This window comes from Kaistia defluvii, assembly GCF_026343955.1.
Classification (GTDB): domain Bacteria; phylum Pseudomonadota; class Alphaproteobacteria; order Rhizobiales; family Kaistiaceae; genus Kaistia; species Kaistia defluvii.
The window spans coordinates 1-17390 of sequence record NZ_JAPKNI010000004.1 but is presented as its reverse complement, the minus strand read 5'-3'; the positions used below and the strand labels follow the sequence as shown (position 1 = coordinate 17390).

The following is a 17390-nucleotide window of genomic DNA, read 5'->3' as shown; positions in this document are numbered from 1 at the left end:
CATGATTCAAAATACTTCAGTGGAGTCAGGAACTTAGCTGCGAATTTCTTCTGATGTCATCGTGGATTATGTAGGGAACATATATTCCCTAGCGTGATATTCCCCTGCGTGATGCACGGATGCAACAGCCAGCGCGCGCCGCATCCGCTAGAGGATGTAGCCAGACGGGGCAGCCACCGCCGGGTGGTTGGGAAAACTCTTCGGGCAAAGGGCTCAGCAATGAAATTCGCAATTCGCACTCTCACCGTGGCTTCCATTCTGGCAATGGGCGGCGTTGCCGCTCAGGCTGCGGATCTGACCTATGAGCCGGCGCCCGTCGCTGCTGCTCCGGAAGTGTTCAACTGGACCGGCTTCTACGTCGGTGTGCATGGCGGCGTCGCCGCCGGTGACTTCAAGTATCCGCTCGGCATCAGCTCTGACGGATTCGGCACCAGCGGCGAACTGAAGCAGGATGCCAGCGGCGGCTTCGGCGGCGCGCAGATCGGCTACAACTGGCAGTTCAATCCCAATTGGGTGGTTGGCGTCGAGGCTGATATCGCTGCGGCGTCGTATCAGGGCAAGGTCTCTGGCAACATCGCCGGCTTCGGCTTTGATGCCGGTTCGGAAGTCGAATGGTTCGGCACGGTCCGCGGTCGCGTCGGTTACGCTCTCGACAACCTGCTGCTCTACGGTACGGGCGGTTTCGCCTATGGCGACGTGAAGTCGTCCATCAATGTCAACGGCAGTGGTGTCTCCACCTCCGATACCCAGTACGGTTGGACGGCTGGCGCCGGTTTCGAATACGGCATCACCAAGAACATCACGCTCAAGACCGAATATCTGTATGTCGACCTCGGCAGCCAGACCCTGTTCGACACGAACATCGGCGACACCAACGTCAAGATGGATGCGGACACGCGCTTCCACACGCTCAAGGCCGGCCTGAACTACAAGTTCTGAGCTGCTTGACCGTCACGGATCGGGGCGGCCTTCGGGTCGCCCCTTTTTGTTTTCGGGTTGGTCCCAGCGTTTCCAGCGCCGTCGATGGGCCGCCGCCCGGCAACCAATCTCCGTGCTTCGCGTTTTCCCAGCGAACCAAGGAGGCACCGATGGCGCACGAAGAAGATCATGGCAAGACGCTCGCGGAGATCGAGGAGCGTGCATGGGAACTGACCGAGAAGATCCAGTTTGCCCTGTTCACAACCTGGAACGGCGAACGGATGGAACAATGGCCGCTGACGGCCAATGTCGACAAGGATGCCCGCGCTTTCTATTTCCTCGTCGATAAGGGCGCGACGCGTTACAGCCATCTCGAGACGTTTCCGGACGTCATGCTGGGATTCTCGGATTCTCCCGGCGGCAAATACGTCGTGATCAATGGCAAGGCTGAACTCAGCAACGATCGCGCCAAGATCAAGGCGCTATGGTCCCCATTTGCCAAGGCGTGGTGGGATTCTGCCGAGGATCCGGCGATCCGGCTGCTGACCGTGACGCCTTATCGCGGTGAAATCTGGGATTCGCCGAACAAGCTCATTTCCGCCGCGATCATGCTGACGGCAGCCGTGACAGGCGCCAAGCCGGCGGTTGGCGATCACGCCGCGGTGCGGATGTAGCCTCCGCCGGGGCTGCAGGCCACGCAGGGGCCTTCGCCCCTTGAGGATTGGCGCACGCTGGGCTTCGCTACGCTGCGGGGCAGCGTGCGCTTTTCCACGCCTTGCAGGCCCGGTCTTCGGTCTACGACGCCAGCGCTATGGGTGCAGTGCGACGGCGCAGCCATGCGGTTGTCTGCTCTGCCGAAACGGGTCTGCCGAACAGATATCCCTGGCCGATGTCGCAACCGAGTTCGCGGAGCGTCGAGAGGATCTCCGGCGCCTCGATCCCTTCGGCCGTGGTCGCCAGATCGAAGGTCGTCGCCAATTGCATGATGGCCCGCACGATTCTCCAACCTTCGTCATTCATCTGGGCGCGTTCGACGAATTCGCGGTCGATCTTCAGCCGGTCGACTGGCAGATCGCTGAGGTGACGCAGGCTGGAATAGCCAGTTCCAAAATCGTCCAAGGCCACCGAAATCCCGGCCCGCCGCAACGTCGTCAGGATCAGGCGCGCCGCCGAGACTTCGTCGACAAGGGCGTTCTCGGTGATTTCGAGCTCCAGTCTTGCCGGCGAGAAGTTCTCCCGCGCCAGAATGTCGAGAATCCGGCTGGCCATCTGGGGTTCGGCAAATTGGCTTGGGGAGATATTGACCGAAAGCCGGAGGTTCGACGGCCAGGCGCGGGCGTCGTGGCAGGCGCGAACCAGAAGCCTGTCAAAGAGGTCGCCGATACGGCCCATCTCTTCGGCGATGGGGATGAAGGCGGTTGGCGCGATGAGCCCGCGCGCCGGGTGCGCCCATCGTGCCAGCACCTCGAAGCCGATCAGACTGTCCCCGTCCAACGCGATCAGGGGCTGGTAATAGGGGACGATCTCGCCGCCGTCCAAAGCCCGCTGAAAGTCCGCCTGGAGCGCCTTGTGATCCTCGACATCATCATCGGAATGGGCCGGGATCGCGCCAATCTTGCTCCGGGCGATGCGTTTTTCCCGATAGAGCGCCATGTCGGCGGCGCGCAACAGCGCCTCGGCATCGAGGTCCCGCCGCTCGGAAATCGCCAGACCGACAGAGGCGCTGATCCGGATGCTGCCCTGGGGGGTATCGATCGGGCTGCTCAGCCATTTCTGCAGGTGCTGTTCCAGGATTTCACTGGCGCCTTCGATACCGCCGTGGAGGAGGATGGCGAATTCATCGCTGCCGAGGCGGGAGACGACCGTGGTGTCATTGGTAAGCATCGCAAGGCGCTTGCCCACTTCCGCCAGGACTCGATCGCCCGCCGCATGGCCATGGGTATCGTTGACGGCCTTAAACCGGTCCAGGTCGATCAGGAAGACGAATACAGCCGGGCAGCCGTCCCGCCACCGCGCGAGCGCCCCTTCGGTGGCCTGCATGAAGGCGGCGCGCGTCAGCAGCCCGGTGAGCGGGTCACTCGTATGCGCTGCGCTGTGTTCCTGCTGCTTGGCCATGGAAAGCTGGAGTTCGCAACGCATGCGGGACAGATTTCGGTATAGGCAATATACCGCCACGGCGTAGAGCGCTAATCCGGCGGTCATCACCAGGTGGGCGATACTCGCTGTCATGCCAAAGGGTGCTAAAAAAAGTCCCAGCCCACCTAATAGAAAGGTGATCGTTCCCAGAAGAAGAGCCCCGATAAACATGAATGCTGCCTAATGCGTCCTGGGGCGGTCATGCAAATACAGCATACCGATTTGCCGATATAGCTGCCGCGCAACACGGTCTGACATGTTGGTAGGGTCGCGGATAACATGCGGCCAAGTCAATAGAAGAAAAGGAAGCTCGCAAAGGCGCCAGTTTTCGCGCGACGTGCCGAAGTAATCCGCTTTGTTATATTGACGCAACGTCAGGTTGGCTTTTGAGCACCTGAAGGGCTCTGCGTGCATGGCCGCAGCAGGCCAGGTCCGGGGCGCGACGTCATTTCATGGGCAGGGGACATTTGAGGCGCCGTGCCTTCGCCGGGCATGGGATGTCGCGGTCGGCTCCCGCGATTGGCCAAAATGGAACGGCGCCGGGCGATGGGCCCGACGCCGCTGAAAGAATGGCGCGATCTCCGAAGGAATCGAGCCCGAGCCGTGTTCGTATCAGTCCTTGGCGCGCTCGACATACGAGCCGTCTTCCGTCAGGACGACGATGCGCGTGCCCGGGCCGATATGCGGCGGCACCATCGAGCGGACGCCGTTCGACAGGATCGCCGGCTTGTAGGACGAGGAGGCGGTCTGGCCCTTGGTGGTGGGCTCCGTCTCTACGACTTCGAGTGTCATGCGCTGCGGCAGCACGATGCCGACGGCCTGCTCTTCGAAGATCGACAGGCGGACGACCATGCCTTCCTGAAGGTAGGGCGCTGCGTCGCCGATGACGGCGGGCGTCACGATCAACTGCTCGTAGTTGTCGGTGTTCATGAAGGTGAAGCCTTCGCCGTCCTGGAACAGGAAGGAGAAGTCGCGATCCTCGACGAACGCGCGCTCGACCTGTTCGGTGGTCTTGTAGCGGTTCGAGATCTTCACGCCGTCGGCGAGGCCGCGCATGTCGATCTGCGTCGTCGGCGTACCCTTGCCGGGATGGAAGCTCTCGGCCGTGAGAACGGCGTAGAGCTTGCCATCGACTTCGAGAATGTTGCCCTTGCGGACCTGGCTGGCGATAACCTTCACGAATTAATCCTCAGATTGGCGTCGGCGCCCGTACAAAGGCGCGATTATGGCGCGCACCATAGCGATTCCGCTGCTTCGCGCCAGTCGAATCTCGTCGCGGCCGGCAGGCTTGCCCGGTGCCCATGACAGGAGAACTGCGAGAATGACCCGTGCATCCCCCTGGTGGACGCCGCATGTCCATGCGGATCGCCGTCCCTTGCTGATGACGCGCGGGCGCATCAAGGCAGCGGTGCACAACTGGTTTCTGGGGCGGGATTTCGTGGAGGTCGAGTGCGGCATCCTTCAGGTTTCTCCCGGCAACGAGGCGCATCTGCACGCCTTCGCCACCGAACGCGTGTTTCCCGACGGAACCCGGCAACCGCTGTATCTGCATACTTCGCCGGAATTCGCGGCCAAGAAGCTTCTGGCGGCCGGCGAAAAGCGGATCTACACGCTCGGCCCGGTATTCCGGAACCGTGAACTCGGTCCGCGCCATGCCTGCGAGTTCACCATGCTGGAGTGGTACCGGGCCGGCGAGGCCTACGAGACGCTGATGGAGGATTGCGCCGCGCTTCTGGCCGCGGCCGCCGAGGCGGCCCAGACGCGCCGCTTCACCCATCGCGGCTTCGAGACAGACCCGTTCGCCGAGCCCGAGCGGCTGACGGTCGCCAACGCCTTTCTTCGTCATGCGGGCATCGACCTGCTCGCGACACTCGCCGAGGACGGCGCGCCGGACCGCGACGGGCTGGCGGCGCAGGCGACGGCGACCGGGATCCGCATTGTCGATGACGACAGCTGGAGCGACATTTTCAGCCGCATCATCGCCGAGAAGGTAGAGCCCAATCTGGGCCAGGGCCGGCCGACGGTTCTGTGCGAATACCCGGTGGTCGAGGCGGCGCTGGCCCGGCCGAAGGCCAGCGATCCGCGCGTCGCCGAGCGCTTCGAGCTCTATTGCTGCGGAGTCGAGCTCGCCAACGGCTTTGGCGAACTGACGGACGCGGCCGAGCAGCGTCGACGCTTCATTGCCGAGATGGACGAGAAGGAGCGCGTCTATGGCGATCGCTACCCGCTCGACGAGGATTTCCTCGCCGCGCTCGCCATCATGCCGGATGCATCCGGCATCGCGCTCGGCTTCGACCGGCTGGTCATGCTGGCGACCGGCGCGCCGCGTCTTGACGCCGTGATCTGGACACCGGCGGCGGAATGACCGAAAGAGTGCGGAATGTCGCGCTCACCCGTCATTCCGCTTGAAAAATCACTGACCCTGCGTTCGCCCGCAGCGCTTGTCGAAGCCGGCCTTGCGCCACTTTACGCGCGCGAAGGGCTGGACCGCGTGGCCGAGCGCTATGCCGTCGCCGTGACGCCGGCCATGGCGACGCTGATCGACGCGAGCGACCCGCTGGACCCGATCGCGGCGCAGTTCGTGCCGACGACGGCCGAACTGACCACCTTGCCGGAGGAACGCGCGGACCCGATCGGCGACGACGCGCATAGTCCGGTGCCGGGGCTGGTGCATCGCTACCAGGACCGCGTCCTGCTGAAGCTGGTGCATGTCTGCGCCGTCTATTGCCGCTTCTGCTTCCGTCGGGAGACGGTCGGCCCTGGCGGCCCGACCATGCTGGGCGAGGAAGAACTGGAGGCAGCGCTTGCCTATATCCGCGGGCGCCCGGAAATCTGGGAAGTGGTCTTTACGGGCGGTGACCCGCTGGTGATTGCGCCGCGCCGTCTGGCGGAACTGCTGGAACGCTTCCGCGCCATCGAGCACGTCAAGATCCTGCGCTTTCACACGCGCGTGCCGGTCGTCGATCCCGCGCGCATCACCGGCGAACTGGTCGCGGCGCTGCGAAATACCGGCAAGACCGTCTATATCGCCATCCACGCCAACCACCCGCGCGAGCTGACGGCGGAGGCCAAAGCGGCGCTCGCCCGGCTTGTCGATGCCGGGATCGCGCTGGTCAGCCAGACAGTTTTGCTCAAGGGCATCAATGACGATCCCGAGACGATGACGGCGCTGATGCGCGGCTTCGTCGAGGCGCGGGTGAAGCCCTATTACCTGCACCATGGCGATCTCGCCCCCGGCACCAGCCATTTCCGCACCTCGATCGCGGAAGGGCAGGCGCTGATGCGCGCCTTGCGCGGCCGGCTCTCCGGCCTCGCCCAGCCAACCTATGTGCTCGACATTCCCGGCGGCTACGGCAAGGTCCCGATCGGGCCGGACTATGTCCGCGAGGACGGCACCGTGATCGATCCGGATGGCGGCGAACACGAATACCGGTTCAACGACACCGTCTGAAATTGGCGCCATAAGCGTCGGCGCCTTGCGATCCTTTGCCGGCCGATGGCAGGATCGGCCTATCGTTCCGCATGAGGGTTCACCGTGTACCAACCTCCCGCCTTTCGTGAAGACCGGCTCGACGTCATGCATGGGCTGATGCGCGCCCATCCGCTGGGCATGCTGGTGACGGCGGGCGAGGGCGGGCTGATGGCCAATCTGATCCCGTTCCTGATCGATCCGGCCGGCTCCGAAAAAGGGCTGTTGCGGGCCCATCTCGCCCGCGCCAACGATCAGTTGGCGGCGCTACGGGCCGGCGCCGAGGCGATGGTTCTGTTCCAGGGGCCGAACGCTTATGTGACGCCGAACTGGTATGCGACCAAGGCCGAGACCCACAAGGTAGTCCCGACCTGGAACTACGCCACGGTGCATGCCTGGGGCACGCCGCGCATCCTCGAGTCGAATGACTGGCTGCGCCAGCAGGTCGGCGAACTGACCGATGCGAGCGAGAAGTCGCGGGCGCATGCCTGGAGCGTCGACGACGCGCCGGAGCCGTTCGTTGCGGCGCAGATGAAAGGCATCGTCGGGCTGGAGATCCCGATTTCCCGCATCGAAGGCAAATGGAAGGTGAGCCAGAACCGGCCTGCGGTCGATCGCGAAGGCGTCATCGACGGCTTGCGGCAGAGCGACCATCCGATGGCCGCGCTGGTTGCTGAACGCTACAAGCCGGCTTCCGACTGAGGCCGCGCCTGGCTCACGCCCTGCGTGAGCGCGCCAGGGCTGCCCTGGCGCTGCGGTTGCGCTCGAAGCGGGCGAAGCCGGCATAGCGGCCGGGCTTGTGGTAGAAGGCCAGCACGAGGTTGAGGCAAATCACGGCGAAGACCGAGAGCGCCACCTGGCTCGGCTGGAGTAGCAGGAATGCGGCCGCCATGACGCAGAGATCGGCCGCCATCAGCAGCTTGCCGGCCCGCCAGCCATAGCGCTCCTGCAGATAGACCGCCGCCGTCGCGAAGCCGCCGATGCCCGCCTGGTGGCGGATCAGCGACAGCATTCCCATGCCGATCAGCAGCCCGCCCATCGCCGCCGCCAGGATCGGCTCGATATGGCCGAAGGTCAGCAGGGACGGAAGCAGGGTGGTCTCGACCGAGAGCAGCGCCGTCGCGATGACCGAGCGCAGCAGGTAGAGCGGGCCGAAGGCGAGATAGGCGAAGATGAAGAACGGCACGTTGATGACGAAAAAGACGCTGCCGAAATCGAGCCCGGTCGCCTTGTTGGTCAGGAAGGCGATGCCGGCCGTGCCGCCGATGCCGAGCCCCGCCGCCTTCAGCATGGCAAGGCCGAGCGCGATGAACAGCGTGCCGATCAGGAAGGCGAGCGCATCGTCATAGAGCGAATGCGCGAGCTGCCGTTCGTCGTCCATGGGCCATCTCCGAAACGCATTGATGCAATAGGACAGTAATGCTGTCTTAAATCGCCGACAAGCGAATATTGCGGTGCACCATGCGCCGGGCGATGCTGTGGCGGCTGACGGATGACGAGCGGCGATCTAGCATGGTCAAGGGCGACAGGGCCGGACCGGGTCAGAGGGGAAATCGATGCGTGAATTCAAGATCATCCGGGGTGGCCGCCTTCTCGATGCGGGGGCCAGGGCGGCGCCGCTGCGCGATATCCTGATCCGCGACGGGGCGATCCTCGAGATCGGCGCGCCCGGTCTCACCGCGCCGGACGATGCGGAGGTCGTCGATGCCCGCCGGCATCTGCTGCATCCGGGTCTCGTCAACGGCCACACCCATGGCACCGGGGCGCTGACGCGCGGCTATCGCGACCGCTTCAATCTGGAGCTCCTGCTGCTGGCGACCCCGGCGCGCTTCGCCAACCAGACGCTGGAGATGAAGTATCTCAACACCTATCTCGGCGCGGTCGAGATGGCGATGAAGGGCTGCACGCTCGCCTTCGACCTGACCTTCGGCCTGCCGGTCGCCTCGATCGAGGAACTGGAGGCGATGGGCCAAGCCTATCGCGACGCCGGCATTCGCGCCGTGATGGCGCCGATGCTGGCCGATACGACCTTCTATCGCGGCATTCCGGGCCTGGTTGAAAGCCTGCCCGACGATCTGCGCGCGCTGGCGAAAATCGACGGCGCGCCGGCCACCGACCGGGTTCTGGCGCTGATGGACGAGGCGCTGAAGCGCTGGCCGCACGACCGGGACCACGTCAAGCTTGGCATCGCGCCGACCATTCCGCTGGTCTGCTCGGACGAACTGATGCTTGGCTGCGACAGGCTGGCGCGCGAGCATGGCACGGTCATCCAGAGCCATATTGGCGAGGCCAAGATGCAGGCCGTCTCGGCGATCGCCAGGTATGGCAAGACCATGCTGGCCCATGTCGACGACCTGGGCGTCCTCGGGCCGCATTTCTCGATCGCGCATGGCATCTGGCTCGACGATGACGACCTGCGTCGCGTCGCCGACCGTGGCTCGTCCATCTCGCACAATGCCGGTAGCAACATGCGGCTCGGCTCGGGCATTGCCGATGCGCGCAAAATGCTGGAACGCGGCATCAACCTCGCCATCGGTACGGACGGCGCGGTCTCGTCGGATAACCAGAACATGTATGAGGCGATGCGCGCCGCCGGCCAGGTCGCCGCCGTCCGCCAGCCGGACCACCGCCGCTGGCTGACCGCGCCCGAAATCATCGATGCGGCGACGCGGGGCGGGGCGCGGATGGCCGGCTTCGACCATGTCGGCGCCATCGCGCCCGGCAAGCGCGCCGACATCGTCTTCCTCAGCCTCGATCACCCCAACTGGATGCCGATCAACGACCCGGCGACGCAACTGGTCTTCGCCGAGGACGCGACCGCCGTGCGGCATGTCATGGTCGACGGCAGGTTCATCGTCCGCGATGGCCGACACCTCGCCTCCGACATGGCGTCGCTCGCCGACAAGGCGGAAGCGGCGCGCGACCGCATGCTGGAACTGAACGCCGGCGAGATCGCCAAGGTCGAAAGGCTGGAGGAGGCCGTGACCGGCTTCTGCCGGGGGCTGTCGATGAAACCGTATCGCGTCGAGCGCTATGCGGCGTTTCCCTGCGGCTGCGACGAGGCTTCCGGTTTCGCGGCGACGCCGGGCTGACGGGCCGAACGCCGGGCCGATTTCTTCGCCGGCAGGAAGCGGCGGAAAACCGCCACCGCCAGCACGGCGAGAACGATGCCGCCGATGATCCAGGCTGGGCGGATGCCGGCGGCGGGGTTGAAATTGGTCGGCAGGACGCGGCTGAAGGCGACGCCGATCTTCAGATAGTAGTAGAGCGCCTCGCCGAACGCCGTGGCGACCGTCATGGTAGCGCCCAGCGCCAGCGTGGCGGGCAGGGTGGCGATCCGCGCCTCGCCGAGCCAGGCCGCGAGCAGGCGCCAGGTGAGCAGCCAGATCGCGACGGCGGTGATGACGATGGGCTCGGTGACGCCGAGCTTCGACTGCAGGAAAAAGTGCAGCGCTGCCAGCAGGATGATGGGATAGACGAGATGGTGCAGGCGGCGCCAGTTGAGGCCACCCATGCGCTTCATCATGCCATTGGTCGAGGTAACGGCCAGCGGCGTCAGCAGGATCAGCACCATCAGCCCGATGGTGAGATAGACGCGGGCGAAGATCTCCGAGATCACCTTCGGCACGTCCCAGGCGAGATCACCGGCATAGGCGACCAGGTGGATCAGCCCATAGGCGAACACCGCATTGCCGAGCGTGCGCCGGACGAAAACCAGTTCCGGCCAGCGCCAGACATGGCGCAGCGGCGTGATGGCCAGCGTCAGCAGCAGGAACCGCACCGCCCAGAGGCCGGTCTGGTGGTTGATCTCGATCATCTGGCGCGGACCAAGCGTCCCCATCATGGCGCGTGCCACGAGCCACAGGCCGGGCAGGAACACGCCGACGAAGACGATGGCCTTCAGGGCGGAGAATTCACCCTTCCTATCCTGCCAGGGATAGAGACGGGCGGCCGGCGTAGCGGATCGATTCATCGGGACCTCATGCAATCGCTGTTAGTCCTCATACGTGACCAGAAGGCGATTTGTGTCACCGAGGCGATCAGCTTTCCGTGAGCGGCGCCAATTCAACCAGCCGTTCGAAGGCCGTCGGGCGCGGGATGCCGTCCGTCAGGCGCGCAAGGATCCGGGCGGCGCACTCGGCTGGCGTGAGCTGCGACGTGTCGAGTTCGAGATCGTAGATGCCGGGGACATGCACGGCGTTCTGCCAGCGCTGGACCGGGGCGGGGACGGGCTCCCCGGCGGTGCCCACGGCGTAGAGGCCCTCGCGCCCCACCTGCCCGGCGCGACGCCGCTGCATATTGGTTTCGATGGGACAGCGGACGCCGACGAACAGAACTGGCAGGCCGGCGAGCCGGCGGGCGCAATCCGGCAGGATGCGCAGCGGCCGCGAATAATCGTCGTGATGGCCGACATCGACGACGACGTCGAGCCCGAGCCGGCTATGCGCCGCGATCGATTCGTAGAGCGCAGCGTAGAAGGCCGGGAGAAGCGGCTCGAGATCCGGCCGCTCGCCGCCGGGACGAAGGCCGATGCCCGGCCGAAAGCGCGGTGGCGTGATGGCGTTGACATGGGCGTCGACGCCAAGGCTCATCCAAGCGCCGTCGAAGCTCTCCTGGATGGCGGCCGCGATGCTCGATTTTCCGGATCGCGGCGCGCCGTTCAGGATGACGATCCAGCCAGGGCGAGGGGCCGGCGCCACGTCGAAGCCTCAGGCTTCGGCTTCGACCAGTTCGCTGCGCCAGGGCGGGTTGGCGCCGGCGCGCGAGCAGGTGATCGCGGCGACGCGGTTGGCGAAATCGAGCGCGTCCTTGAGGGCGACAGGGTCGATGTTGCGCACCCCCTCGATCGTCAGGTGGCCCTTCTCGGAGAGCCGCGCCAGCAGGCCGCCGGTGAAGCTGTCGCCGGCGCCCACCGTGTCGGCGATGGTGACGGGGATGACCGGGCTGAACACCGAACCGCTCGGGGTATAGGCGGTGACGCCATTGCCGCCGCGCGTGACGACGACGAGACCCGTGCCGGCGGCGAGCCAGCCGCTCGCGACCATCTCCGCCTCGACACCCGGATAGAGCCATTCGAGATCGGCGCCGGAGATCTTCACGATGTCGGCACCATGCGCGAAGCTTTCGACATTGGCGATGAACGCGTCGCGGTCGTGGATCAGCGTCGGACGGACATTGGGGTCGTAACAGAGCACCCGCTTGCCGCGATTGGCATCCATCACGGCGGCAAGACGGCTGACGCTGGGCTCGGGGATCAGCGAGATCGAACCAAAGTGGATCGCCTCGACCTCGTCGCCGATCGGCTCATGCGCGGCCGGATCGTGCAGGCGTCCGGCGGAATTCTCGTCGAAGAAGGCGTATTGCGGCTCGTCATGCAGCAGGCTGACGAAGGCGAGCGTGGTGGGCCGCGCCGAGAAGCCGACATATTTCAGGCTGACCAGCGAGCGCTTCAGTTCCTCGACCAGCATCTCGCCGAAGAAATCGGTCGAGATGCCGCCCAGGAAACCGGTATGATTGCCCAGTCGGCCGGCGGTCAGGGCCACGTTGTACGGCGAGCCGCCGACTTTCGGCTGATAGGAATCGTTCCCCGCCGCATCCTTGACCGGCAGGAAGTCGATCAGTGCCTCGCCGCAACTCACGATCATTTCGGTCTTCTCCCGCTGGTCTGTGTCGTCCATGCCCATTAGCCGAAGCGCGGCGCGCCGCCAAGCCGCTTCGACGCGTCGCGTCGGTCCGCGCCGGGGTGCGATCCGATGTCCCTCGTGTTTCATCGCCGCCTTTGCCCTATAACGGCCTTGCGCCGGTGGCATCCGCCGGATCGTCGAAGTTTTCTGCCGCAACGACCGAGAAGCCATGCCGTCAGACGTAACGCTCTGGGGCGCCCTGATCGCAGGGCTGCTTTCCTTCATTTCGCCCTGCGTGCTGCCGCTGGTGCCCCCCTATCTCTGCTACGTGACGGGGCTCAGCCTCGACGAGGTGGCGGGAACCAAGGCGGATGGCCGCATCCGGCGCATGGTGCTGCGCTCTTCCTTCGCCTTCGTCTTGGGCTTCACCACCGTCTTCGTGCTGCTCGGGGCGACGGCCTCGGTGCTCGGCCGGATCGTCGCGCGGCAGCAGGAGATCCTCTCCATCGTCGCCGGCCTCGTGATCATCGTCATGGGCCTGCATTTCCTCGGCGTCTTCCGCATCGCTTTCCTGCAGCGCGAGGCGCGGGTGCAGGTGGCCAACCAGCCCGGCGGCCTGGTCGGCGCCTATGTGCTGGGCCTTGCCTTCGCCTTTGGCTGGACGCCCTGCATTGGCCCCGTGCTGGCGGCGATTCTCGCGGTTGCCGGTTCGCAGGATACGGTCGGCCGCGGCGCAGGGCTGCTGGCGATCTACTCGCTCGGCCTCGGCATTCCCTTCATGATCGCCGCCGGCTTTGCCGAACGCTTCATCGGCGGCTTGCGCCGGTTCCGTCGCTACATGCCGATGGTCGAGAAGGCGATGGGCATCTTCCTGATTCTCGCCGGCGTGCTGTTCCTGACCGGCCAGATGACGGCGATGTCGTTCTGGCTGCTCGAAACCTTCCCCGCGCTGTCGCGGATCGGCTGATTTCGGACCATCCCAAAAATGCGGCAATAGCTATTTAGGCTTTTCGGGCCATAGCTACGCGCCACCGCTTCGCTCTCCTGGAGGAACCATGCCGGATCGCTCTTCGCTCGCCATCGTGCTCGCCGCAGGCGAGGGCACCCGCATGCGATCGTCCCTGCCCAAGGTGATGCATCCCGTCGCTGGCCTGCCGATGATCGGCCATGTGCTGAAGACCGCGACCGGCGCCGGCATCGACCGTTTCGCCGTCGTCGTCGGCAATGGCGCGGGCGCGGTGCGCGACTTCGCCGCCAAGGCCGCGCCCTCGGCGGTGCTGGTCGAGCAGGTCGAGCGTCTCGGCACGGCGCACGCCGTGCTGGCGGCGCGCGAGGCGCTGGAAATCGCCGCCGATGACGTGCTGGTGCTCTATGGCGATACGCCGCTCGTCACCGCCGAGACGCTGGCCCGGATGCGGGCCGAATTGGCCCAGGGCGCCAGCGTCGTCGTGCTCGGCTTCCGCCCGGAGGTTCCGACCGGCTATGGCCGCCTGATCGAACGCGACGGGCAGTTGCTGGCGATCCGCGAGGAGCGCGAGGCGAGCGACGAGGAGCGCGCCATCGGCTTCTGCAATGCCGGGCTTATGGGCTTTCGTGGCGAGACGATCCTGGCGCTGCTGGATGCCGTCGAGAACAACAACGCCAAGGGTGAATTCTACCTGACCGACGCGGTCGAGATCGCCAACCGGCGCGGCCTCGGCGTGGTCGCCATCGAGGCGGATGCGGCGGAGGTCGGCGGCGTCAACACGCGCGCCGAGCTCGCCGATGTCGAGCGCATCTGGCAGGACCGCGCGCGGCAGGCAGCCCTGCTCGCCGGCGTGACCATGACCGCGCCGGAGACCGTTTTCCTGGCGCATGACACGAAGCTTTCGCGCGACGTGGTCATCGAGCCGAACGTGTTCTTCGGTCCCGGCGTCACGGTCGATGAGGGCGTCGTCATCCACGCCTTTTCACATCTGACCGGCGCCCATCTGGAGCGCGGCGCCGAGATCGGGCCGTTCGCACGGCTTCGTCCCGGCGCGCAGTTGGGCCCGAAGAGCAAGGTCGGCAATTTCGTCGAGGTGAAGAACGCCGAGATCGGCGCCGGCGCCAAGATCAGCCATTTGACCTATATCGGCGACGCCAAGGTCGGTGCCGAGGCGAATGTCGGCGCGGGCACGGTCACGGGCAATTACGACGGCTATGACAAGGCGCTGACCGTGATCGGCGAGGGCGCCTTCATCGGCTCCAACAGCGTGCTGGTCGCGCCGGTGACGATCGGCGACGGCGGCTATGTCGCCTCGGGCAGCGTCATTACCGAGGATGTCGCGCCGGATGCGCTGGCGATCGCGCGTGGCCGACAGGTGGAGAAACCGGGCTGGGCCGCCCGCTTCCGCGAGCTGAAGGCCAAGACCAAGCGCGTCCGCGTCTAGGCCGTCGGTGAAGGCAAGAAACAGGAAGTGATTTCCGGCACTTGGCCCGAAAGGCTAAGAGGCGCTCGGATCTGACTTGGACTAGGATGCCGCCTCGAAGGCATCGCGAACGGGGAAACTGCAACATGTGCGGAATTATCGGCATTCTGGGCCGGACGCCCGTCGCGCCACTGCTGGTCGATGCGCTGAAGCGGCTGGAATATCGCGGCTATGATTCCGCCGGGATCGCGACACTGGAAGGCGGTCACCTCGACCGCCTGCGCGCCGAGGGGAAGCTGCGCAATCTCGACCTGAAGCTGGCCGGCTCGCCGCGCTTCGGTCTCTCGGGCATCGGTCACACGCGCTGGGCGACGCATGGCGCGCCGACCGAGCGCAACGCCCATCCGCATGCCACGGAGCGCCTGGCCGTCGTCCATAACGGTATCATCGAGAATTTCCGCGAGTTGCGACTGGAGATGGAAGCGGCCGGCCGCGCCTTCTCCTCCGATACGGATACCGAGGTGATCGCCCATCTGGTGACGGTCAATCTCGCCGCAGGCCTGTCGCCGAAGGATGCCGTGCAGGCGGTTCTTGGCCGGCTGACGGGGGCGTTCTCGCTCGCCTTCCTGTTCGAGGGCGAGGAAGACCTGCTGATCGGCGCGCGCCGCGGCAGCCCGCTGGCGATCGGCTGGGGCGAGGGCGAGATGTTCCTCGGCTCCGACGCCATCGCGCTCGGGCCGTTCACCGATGAGATCACCTATCTGAACGACGGCGACTGGGTCGTGCTGACGCGCACCAGCGCCGCGATCTATGACGAGGCGGGCAATCCCGTGGAGCGGCCGCTGACGCGCTTGCAGGGCACCACCCATGTCGTCGACAAGGGCAACTACCGCCACTTCATGGTCAAGGAAATCCATGAGCAGCCGGAAGTCGTCGCCCACACGCTGGCGCATTATCTCGACCTGGTGAACGGCAGCGCCAAGCTTCCGGCCGGCATCGATTTCGCCGCGATCGATCGGCTGTCGATCACCGCCTGCGGCACGGCCTTCTTTGCGGGCTTCGTGGCGAAATACTGGTTCGAGCGCTATGCGCGGCTGCCGGTCGACATCGATATCGCGTCGGAGTTCCGCTATCGCGAGCAGCCGCTGTCGAAGAACGGCCTTTCCATCGTCATCTCGCAGTCGGGCGAGACGGCCGACACGCTGGCATCGCTCCGCTATGCCAAGGGCGAAGGCCAGAAGATCGCCGCGGTCGTCAATGTCCGCGAATCGACGATCGCCCGCGAGGCGGATTTCGTGCTGCCGACGCTGGCGGGTCCGGAAATCGGCGTCGCCTCGACCAAGGCCTTCACGGCGCAGCTTTCCGTGCTGGCCGCGACCGCCGTCGCCGCCGGCAAGGCGCGCGGCGTGTTGAGCGGCGACGAAGAGCAGGCGCTGGTGCGCGCGCTCAGCGAAGTGCCGCGCCTGATGCATGAGGCGCTGAAGCTCGACGCGAAGATCGAGGCGCTGGCGCGCGACCTCGCCAAGGTCAAGCACTGCCTGTATCTCGGCCGTGGCACCAGCTATCCGATCGCGCTCGAAGGCGCGCTGAAGCTCAAGGAAATCTCCTATATCCATGCCGAGGGCTACGCCGCCGGCGAATTGAAGCACGGCCCGATCGCGCTGATTGACGAGGACATGCCCGTCGTCGTCATCGCCCCCTACGACCAGATCTTTGAGAAGACTGTCTCGAACATGCAGGAAGTTGCGGCGCGTGGCGGCAGGATCATCCTGATCACCGACCGGAAGGGCGCCGAGGCGGCCGCCATGGATACGATGGCGACGATCATCCTGCCCGAAATGCCCTCCAGCGTGACGGCGCTGGTCTATACGATCCCGGTGCAATTGCTGGCCTATCACACGGCCGTCTTCATGGGGACGGACGTCGACCAGCCGCGCAACCTCGCCAAGTCCGTCACCGTCGAGTAGCCGGGCCGCGACAATCGCGGCGCCGCGCCCGCCGGAACGATTTCTACGGCGCCCCCGTTGCCAGGGAGTATCCTCTGGTCATCCGTATGCCAGCCGTCATAATGGCGGCTGGCAGGCATGATTCAGGCGCGTGGGCGGTGGAATGAGCTTTCAGGAACCCCAACTCCCTCCAGCCGGTGAAACGGGTGGCAGTCGGCTGATCAAGCGGTTGCGGAACTACTTTTTGACCGGTCTGGTCATCGCCGCGCCGATCTCGATCACGATCTACCTGACCTGGTCCCTGATCAAATGGATCGATGGCTGGGTGAAGCCGGTCATTCCGCTCGAATACAGCCCCGACGCCTATCTGCCCTTTTCCGTGCCCGGCTTCGGCGTGTTTGTCGCTGTCGTGGCGTTGACGCTGCTCGGTTTCCTGACGGCCAATTTCGTCGGGCGCTCGCTGGTGCGCATGGGCGAGCAACTGCTGAACCACACGCCGCTGGTCCGCAATCTCTACAGCGCCCTCAAGCAGCTGTTCGAGACCGTGCTCTCTGGCAAGGGCGGCAAGTCGTTCCAGAAGGCGGCGCTGTTCGAATTTCCGCGCAAGGGCGTGTGGTCGATCGTTTTCATCGCGACGGAGACGAAAGGCGAGATCCGGCAGCGGATCAGCCAGGACGGCGAGGAATGGGTGACCGTCTTCCTGCCGCCGACCCCGGCCCCCACCGCCGGCTTCATGATGTTCGTGCGCCGTGCCGAACTGATCGAACTCGACATGACGGTGGAGGAGGCCGCGAAGCTGGTCATTTCGGCCGGTCTGGTCGCACCGGAATATGAGGCTGCGACCCGTACCCCGCCGCTCGACCCGCCGGCGCCGGTCCTGACCCGGCGCTCAGGCGGCTCAGCCCAG

Annotated in this window: 16 protein-coding genes; 10 read left to right on the top strand and 6 right to left on the bottom strand. The window is 65.4% G+C overall.

Annotated elements, in window-relative coordinates; translation table 11 throughout:
* Positions 1 to 219 precede the first annotated feature (219 nt).
* Entirely contained in the window at positions 220 to 939 is a 720-nt protein-coding gene (locus tag OSH10_RS11090) for an outer membrane protein (RefSeq protein WP_266331808.1), read from the top strand.
* A 5-nt stretch (positions 940 to 944) separates the two neighbouring features.
* Positions 945 to 1592: a pyridoxamine 5'-phosphate oxidase family protein gene (locus tag OSH10_RS11085; protein WP_266331807.1), complete on the top strand. Its 648-nt coding sequence runs from the start codon at positions 945 to 947 to the stop codon at positions 1590 to 1592.
* Between the two features lie 121 nt (positions 1593 to 1713).
* Here the strand turns inward: OSH10_RS11085 and OSH10_RS11080 are convergent, their stop codons facing one another.
* The gene (locus OSH10_RS11080; protein WP_266331806.1) at positions 1714 to 3225 is read right to left on the bottom strand and encodes a putative bifunctional diguanylate cyclase/phosphodiesterase; all 1512 of its coding nucleotides are present in this window, start codon (positions 3223 to 3225) and stop codon (positions 1714 to 1716) included.
* Positions 3226 to 3666: 441 nt separating this feature from the next.
* Positions 3667 to 4233, bottom strand: a complete 567-nt coding sequence (gene efp, locus OSH10_RS11075; RefSeq protein ID WP_266331805.1) for an elongation factor P — start codon at positions 4231 to 4233, stop codon at positions 3667 to 3669.
* Positions 4234 to 4375: 142 nt separating this feature from the next.
* Here efp and epmA point away from each other — a divergent pair, with 142 nt between their 5' ends.
* The 3 genes from epmA to OSH10_RS11060 all read left to right on the top strand — a co-directional run bounded on the left by epmA (position 4376) and on the right by OSH10_RS11060 (position 7225).
* The gene (gene epmA, locus OSH10_RS11070) at positions 4376 to 5419 is read left to right on the top strand and encodes an EF-P lysine aminoacylase EpmA (RefSeq protein ID WP_266331804.1); all 1044 of its coding nucleotides are present in this window, start codon (positions 4376 to 4378) and stop codon (positions 5417 to 5419) included.
* Positions 5420 to 5434: 15 nt separating this feature from the next.
* Positions 5435 to 6505: a lysine-2,3-aminomutase-like protein gene (locus tag OSH10_RS11065; protein WP_266331803.1), complete on the top strand. Its 1071-nt coding sequence runs from the start codon at positions 5435 to 5437 to the stop codon at positions 6503 to 6505.
* Positions 6506 to 6589: 84 nt separating this feature from the next.
* Positions 6590 to 7225, top strand: a complete 636-nt coding sequence (locus OSH10_RS11060) for an FMN-binding negative transcriptional regulator (protein ID WP_266331802.1) — start codon at positions 6590 to 6592, stop codon at positions 7223 to 7225.
* 13 nt (positions 7226 to 7238) lie between these two features.
* Here the strand turns inward: OSH10_RS11060 and OSH10_RS11055 are convergent, their stop codons facing one another.
* The gene (locus OSH10_RS11055; protein ID WP_266331800.1) at positions 7239 to 7904 is read right to left on the bottom strand and encodes a YitT family protein; all 666 of its coding nucleotides are present in this window, start codon (positions 7902 to 7904) and stop codon (positions 7239 to 7241) included.
* 175 nt (positions 7905 to 8079) lie between these two features.
* Here OSH10_RS11055 and OSH10_RS11050 point away from each other — a divergent pair, with 175 nt between their 5' ends.
* Positions 8080 to 9615: an amidohydrolase family protein gene (locus OSH10_RS11050; RefSeq protein ID WP_266331799.1), complete on the top strand. Its 1536-nt coding sequence runs from the start codon at positions 8080 to 8082 to the stop codon at positions 9613 to 9615.
* On the opposite strand, the gene OSH10_RS11045 is transcribed toward OSH10_RS11050, so the two are convergent.
* The 3 genes from OSH10_RS11045 to OSH10_RS11035 all read right to left on the bottom strand — a co-directional run bounded on the left by OSH10_RS11045 (position 9555) and on the right by OSH10_RS11035 (position 12201).
* Complete coding sequence (locus tag OSH10_RS11045; RefSeq protein ID WP_266331798.1) at positions 9555 to 10496, bottom strand: protein-methionine-sulfoxide reductase heme-binding subunit MsrQ; 942 nt, start codon at positions 10494 to 10496, stop codon at positions 9555 to 9557. The two genes, OSH10_RS11050 and OSH10_RS11045, sit on opposite strands and share 61 nt — an antisense overlap.
* A 67-nt stretch (positions 10497 to 10563) precedes the next feature.
* A complete protein-coding gene (locus OSH10_RS11040; protein ID WP_266331796.1) occupies positions 10564 to 11223 on the bottom strand; it encodes a chloramphenicol phosphotransferase CPT family protein in 660 nt (219 codons plus the stop codon).
* A gap of 9 nt (positions 11224 to 11232) precedes the next feature.
* Positions 11233 to 12201 carry a carbohydrate kinase family protein gene (locus tag OSH10_RS11035; RefSeq protein WP_266331795.1) on the bottom strand — a complete coding sequence of 323 codons (969 nt, stop codon included), beginning with the start codon at positions 12199 to 12201 and terminating at the stop codon, positions 11233 to 11235.
* Between the two features lie 175 nt (positions 12202 to 12376).
* On the opposite strand from OSH10_RS11035, the gene OSH10_RS11030 reads away from it, so the two are divergent.
* The 4 genes from OSH10_RS11030 to OSH10_RS11015 form a co-directional block, all read left to right on the top strand.
* A complete protein-coding gene (locus OSH10_RS11030) occupies positions 12377 to 13114 on the top strand; it encodes a cytochrome c biogenesis CcdA family protein (protein ID WP_266331793.1) in 738 nt (245 codons plus the stop codon).
* 88 nt (positions 13115 to 13202) lie between these two features.
* Positions 13203 to 14558 (top strand): bifunctional UDP-N-acetylglucosamine diphosphorylase/glucosamine-1-phosphate N-acetyltransferase GlmU, encoded by a 1356-nt coding sequence (gene glmU, locus OSH10_RS11025; protein WP_266331792.1) that lies wholly within the window; start codon positions 13203 to 13205, stop codon positions 14556 to 14558.
* Positions 14559 to 14683: 125 nt separating this feature from the next.
* Positions 14684 to 16504 (top strand): glutamine--fructose-6-phosphate transaminase (isomerizing), encoded by a 1821-nt coding sequence (glmS, locus tag OSH10_RS11020; protein ID WP_266331791.1) that lies wholly within the window; start codon positions 14684 to 14686, stop codon positions 16502 to 16504.
* Between the two features lie 142 nt (positions 16505 to 16646).
* On the top strand, positions 16647 to 17390 hold a 744-nt coding region (locus tag OSH10_RS11015; RefSeq protein ID WP_323181582.1), incomplete at its 3' end, for a DUF502 domain-containing protein.

Excerpts from the sequence above, each read along its gene's own strand:
- epmA (WP_266331804.1), top strand. The coding sequence starts at position 4,376 with ATGACCCGTGCATCCCCCTGGTGGACGCCGCATGTCCATGCGGATCGC.
- OSH10_RS11080 (WP_266331806.1), bottom strand. The coding sequence starts at position 3,225 with ATGTTTATCGGGGCTCTTCTTCTGGGAACGATCACCTTTCTATTAGGT.
- OSH10_RS11065 (WP_266331803.1), top strand. The coding sequence starts at position 5,435 with ATGTCGCGCTCACCCGTCATTCCGCTTGAAAAATCACTGACCCTGCGT.
- glmS (WP_266331791.1), top strand. The coding sequence starts at position 14,684 with ATGTGCGGAATTATCGGCATTCTGGGCCGGACGCCCGTCGCGCCACTG.
- OSH10_RS11050 (WP_266331799.1), top strand. The coding sequence starts at position 8,080 with ATGCGTGAATTCAAGATCATCCGGGGTGGCCGCCTTCTCGATGCGGGG.
- glmU (WP_266331792.1), top strand. The coding sequence starts at position 13,203 with ATGCCGGATCGCTCTTCGCTCGCCATCGTGCTCGCCGCAGGCGAGGGC.
- OSH10_RS11090 (WP_266331808.1), top strand. The coding sequence starts at position 220 with ATGAAATTCGCAATTCGCACTCTCACCGTGGCTTCCATTCTGGCAATG.
- OSH10_RS11055 (WP_266331800.1), bottom strand. The coding sequence starts at position 7,904 with ATGGACGACGAACGGCAGCTCGCGCATTCGCTCTATGACGATGCGCTC.
- OSH10_RS11030 (WP_266331793.1), top strand. The coding sequence starts at position 12,377 with ATGCCGTCAGACGTAACGCTCTGGGGCGCCCTGATCGCAGGGCTGCTT.
- OSH10_RS11035 (WP_266331795.1), bottom strand. The coding sequence starts at position 12,201 with ATGGACGACACAGACCAGCGGGAGAAGACCGAAATGATCGTGAGTTGC.
- OSH10_RS11045 (WP_266331798.1), bottom strand. The coding sequence starts at position 10,496 with ATGAATCGATCCGCTACGCCGGCCGCCCGTCTCTATCCCTGGCAGGAT.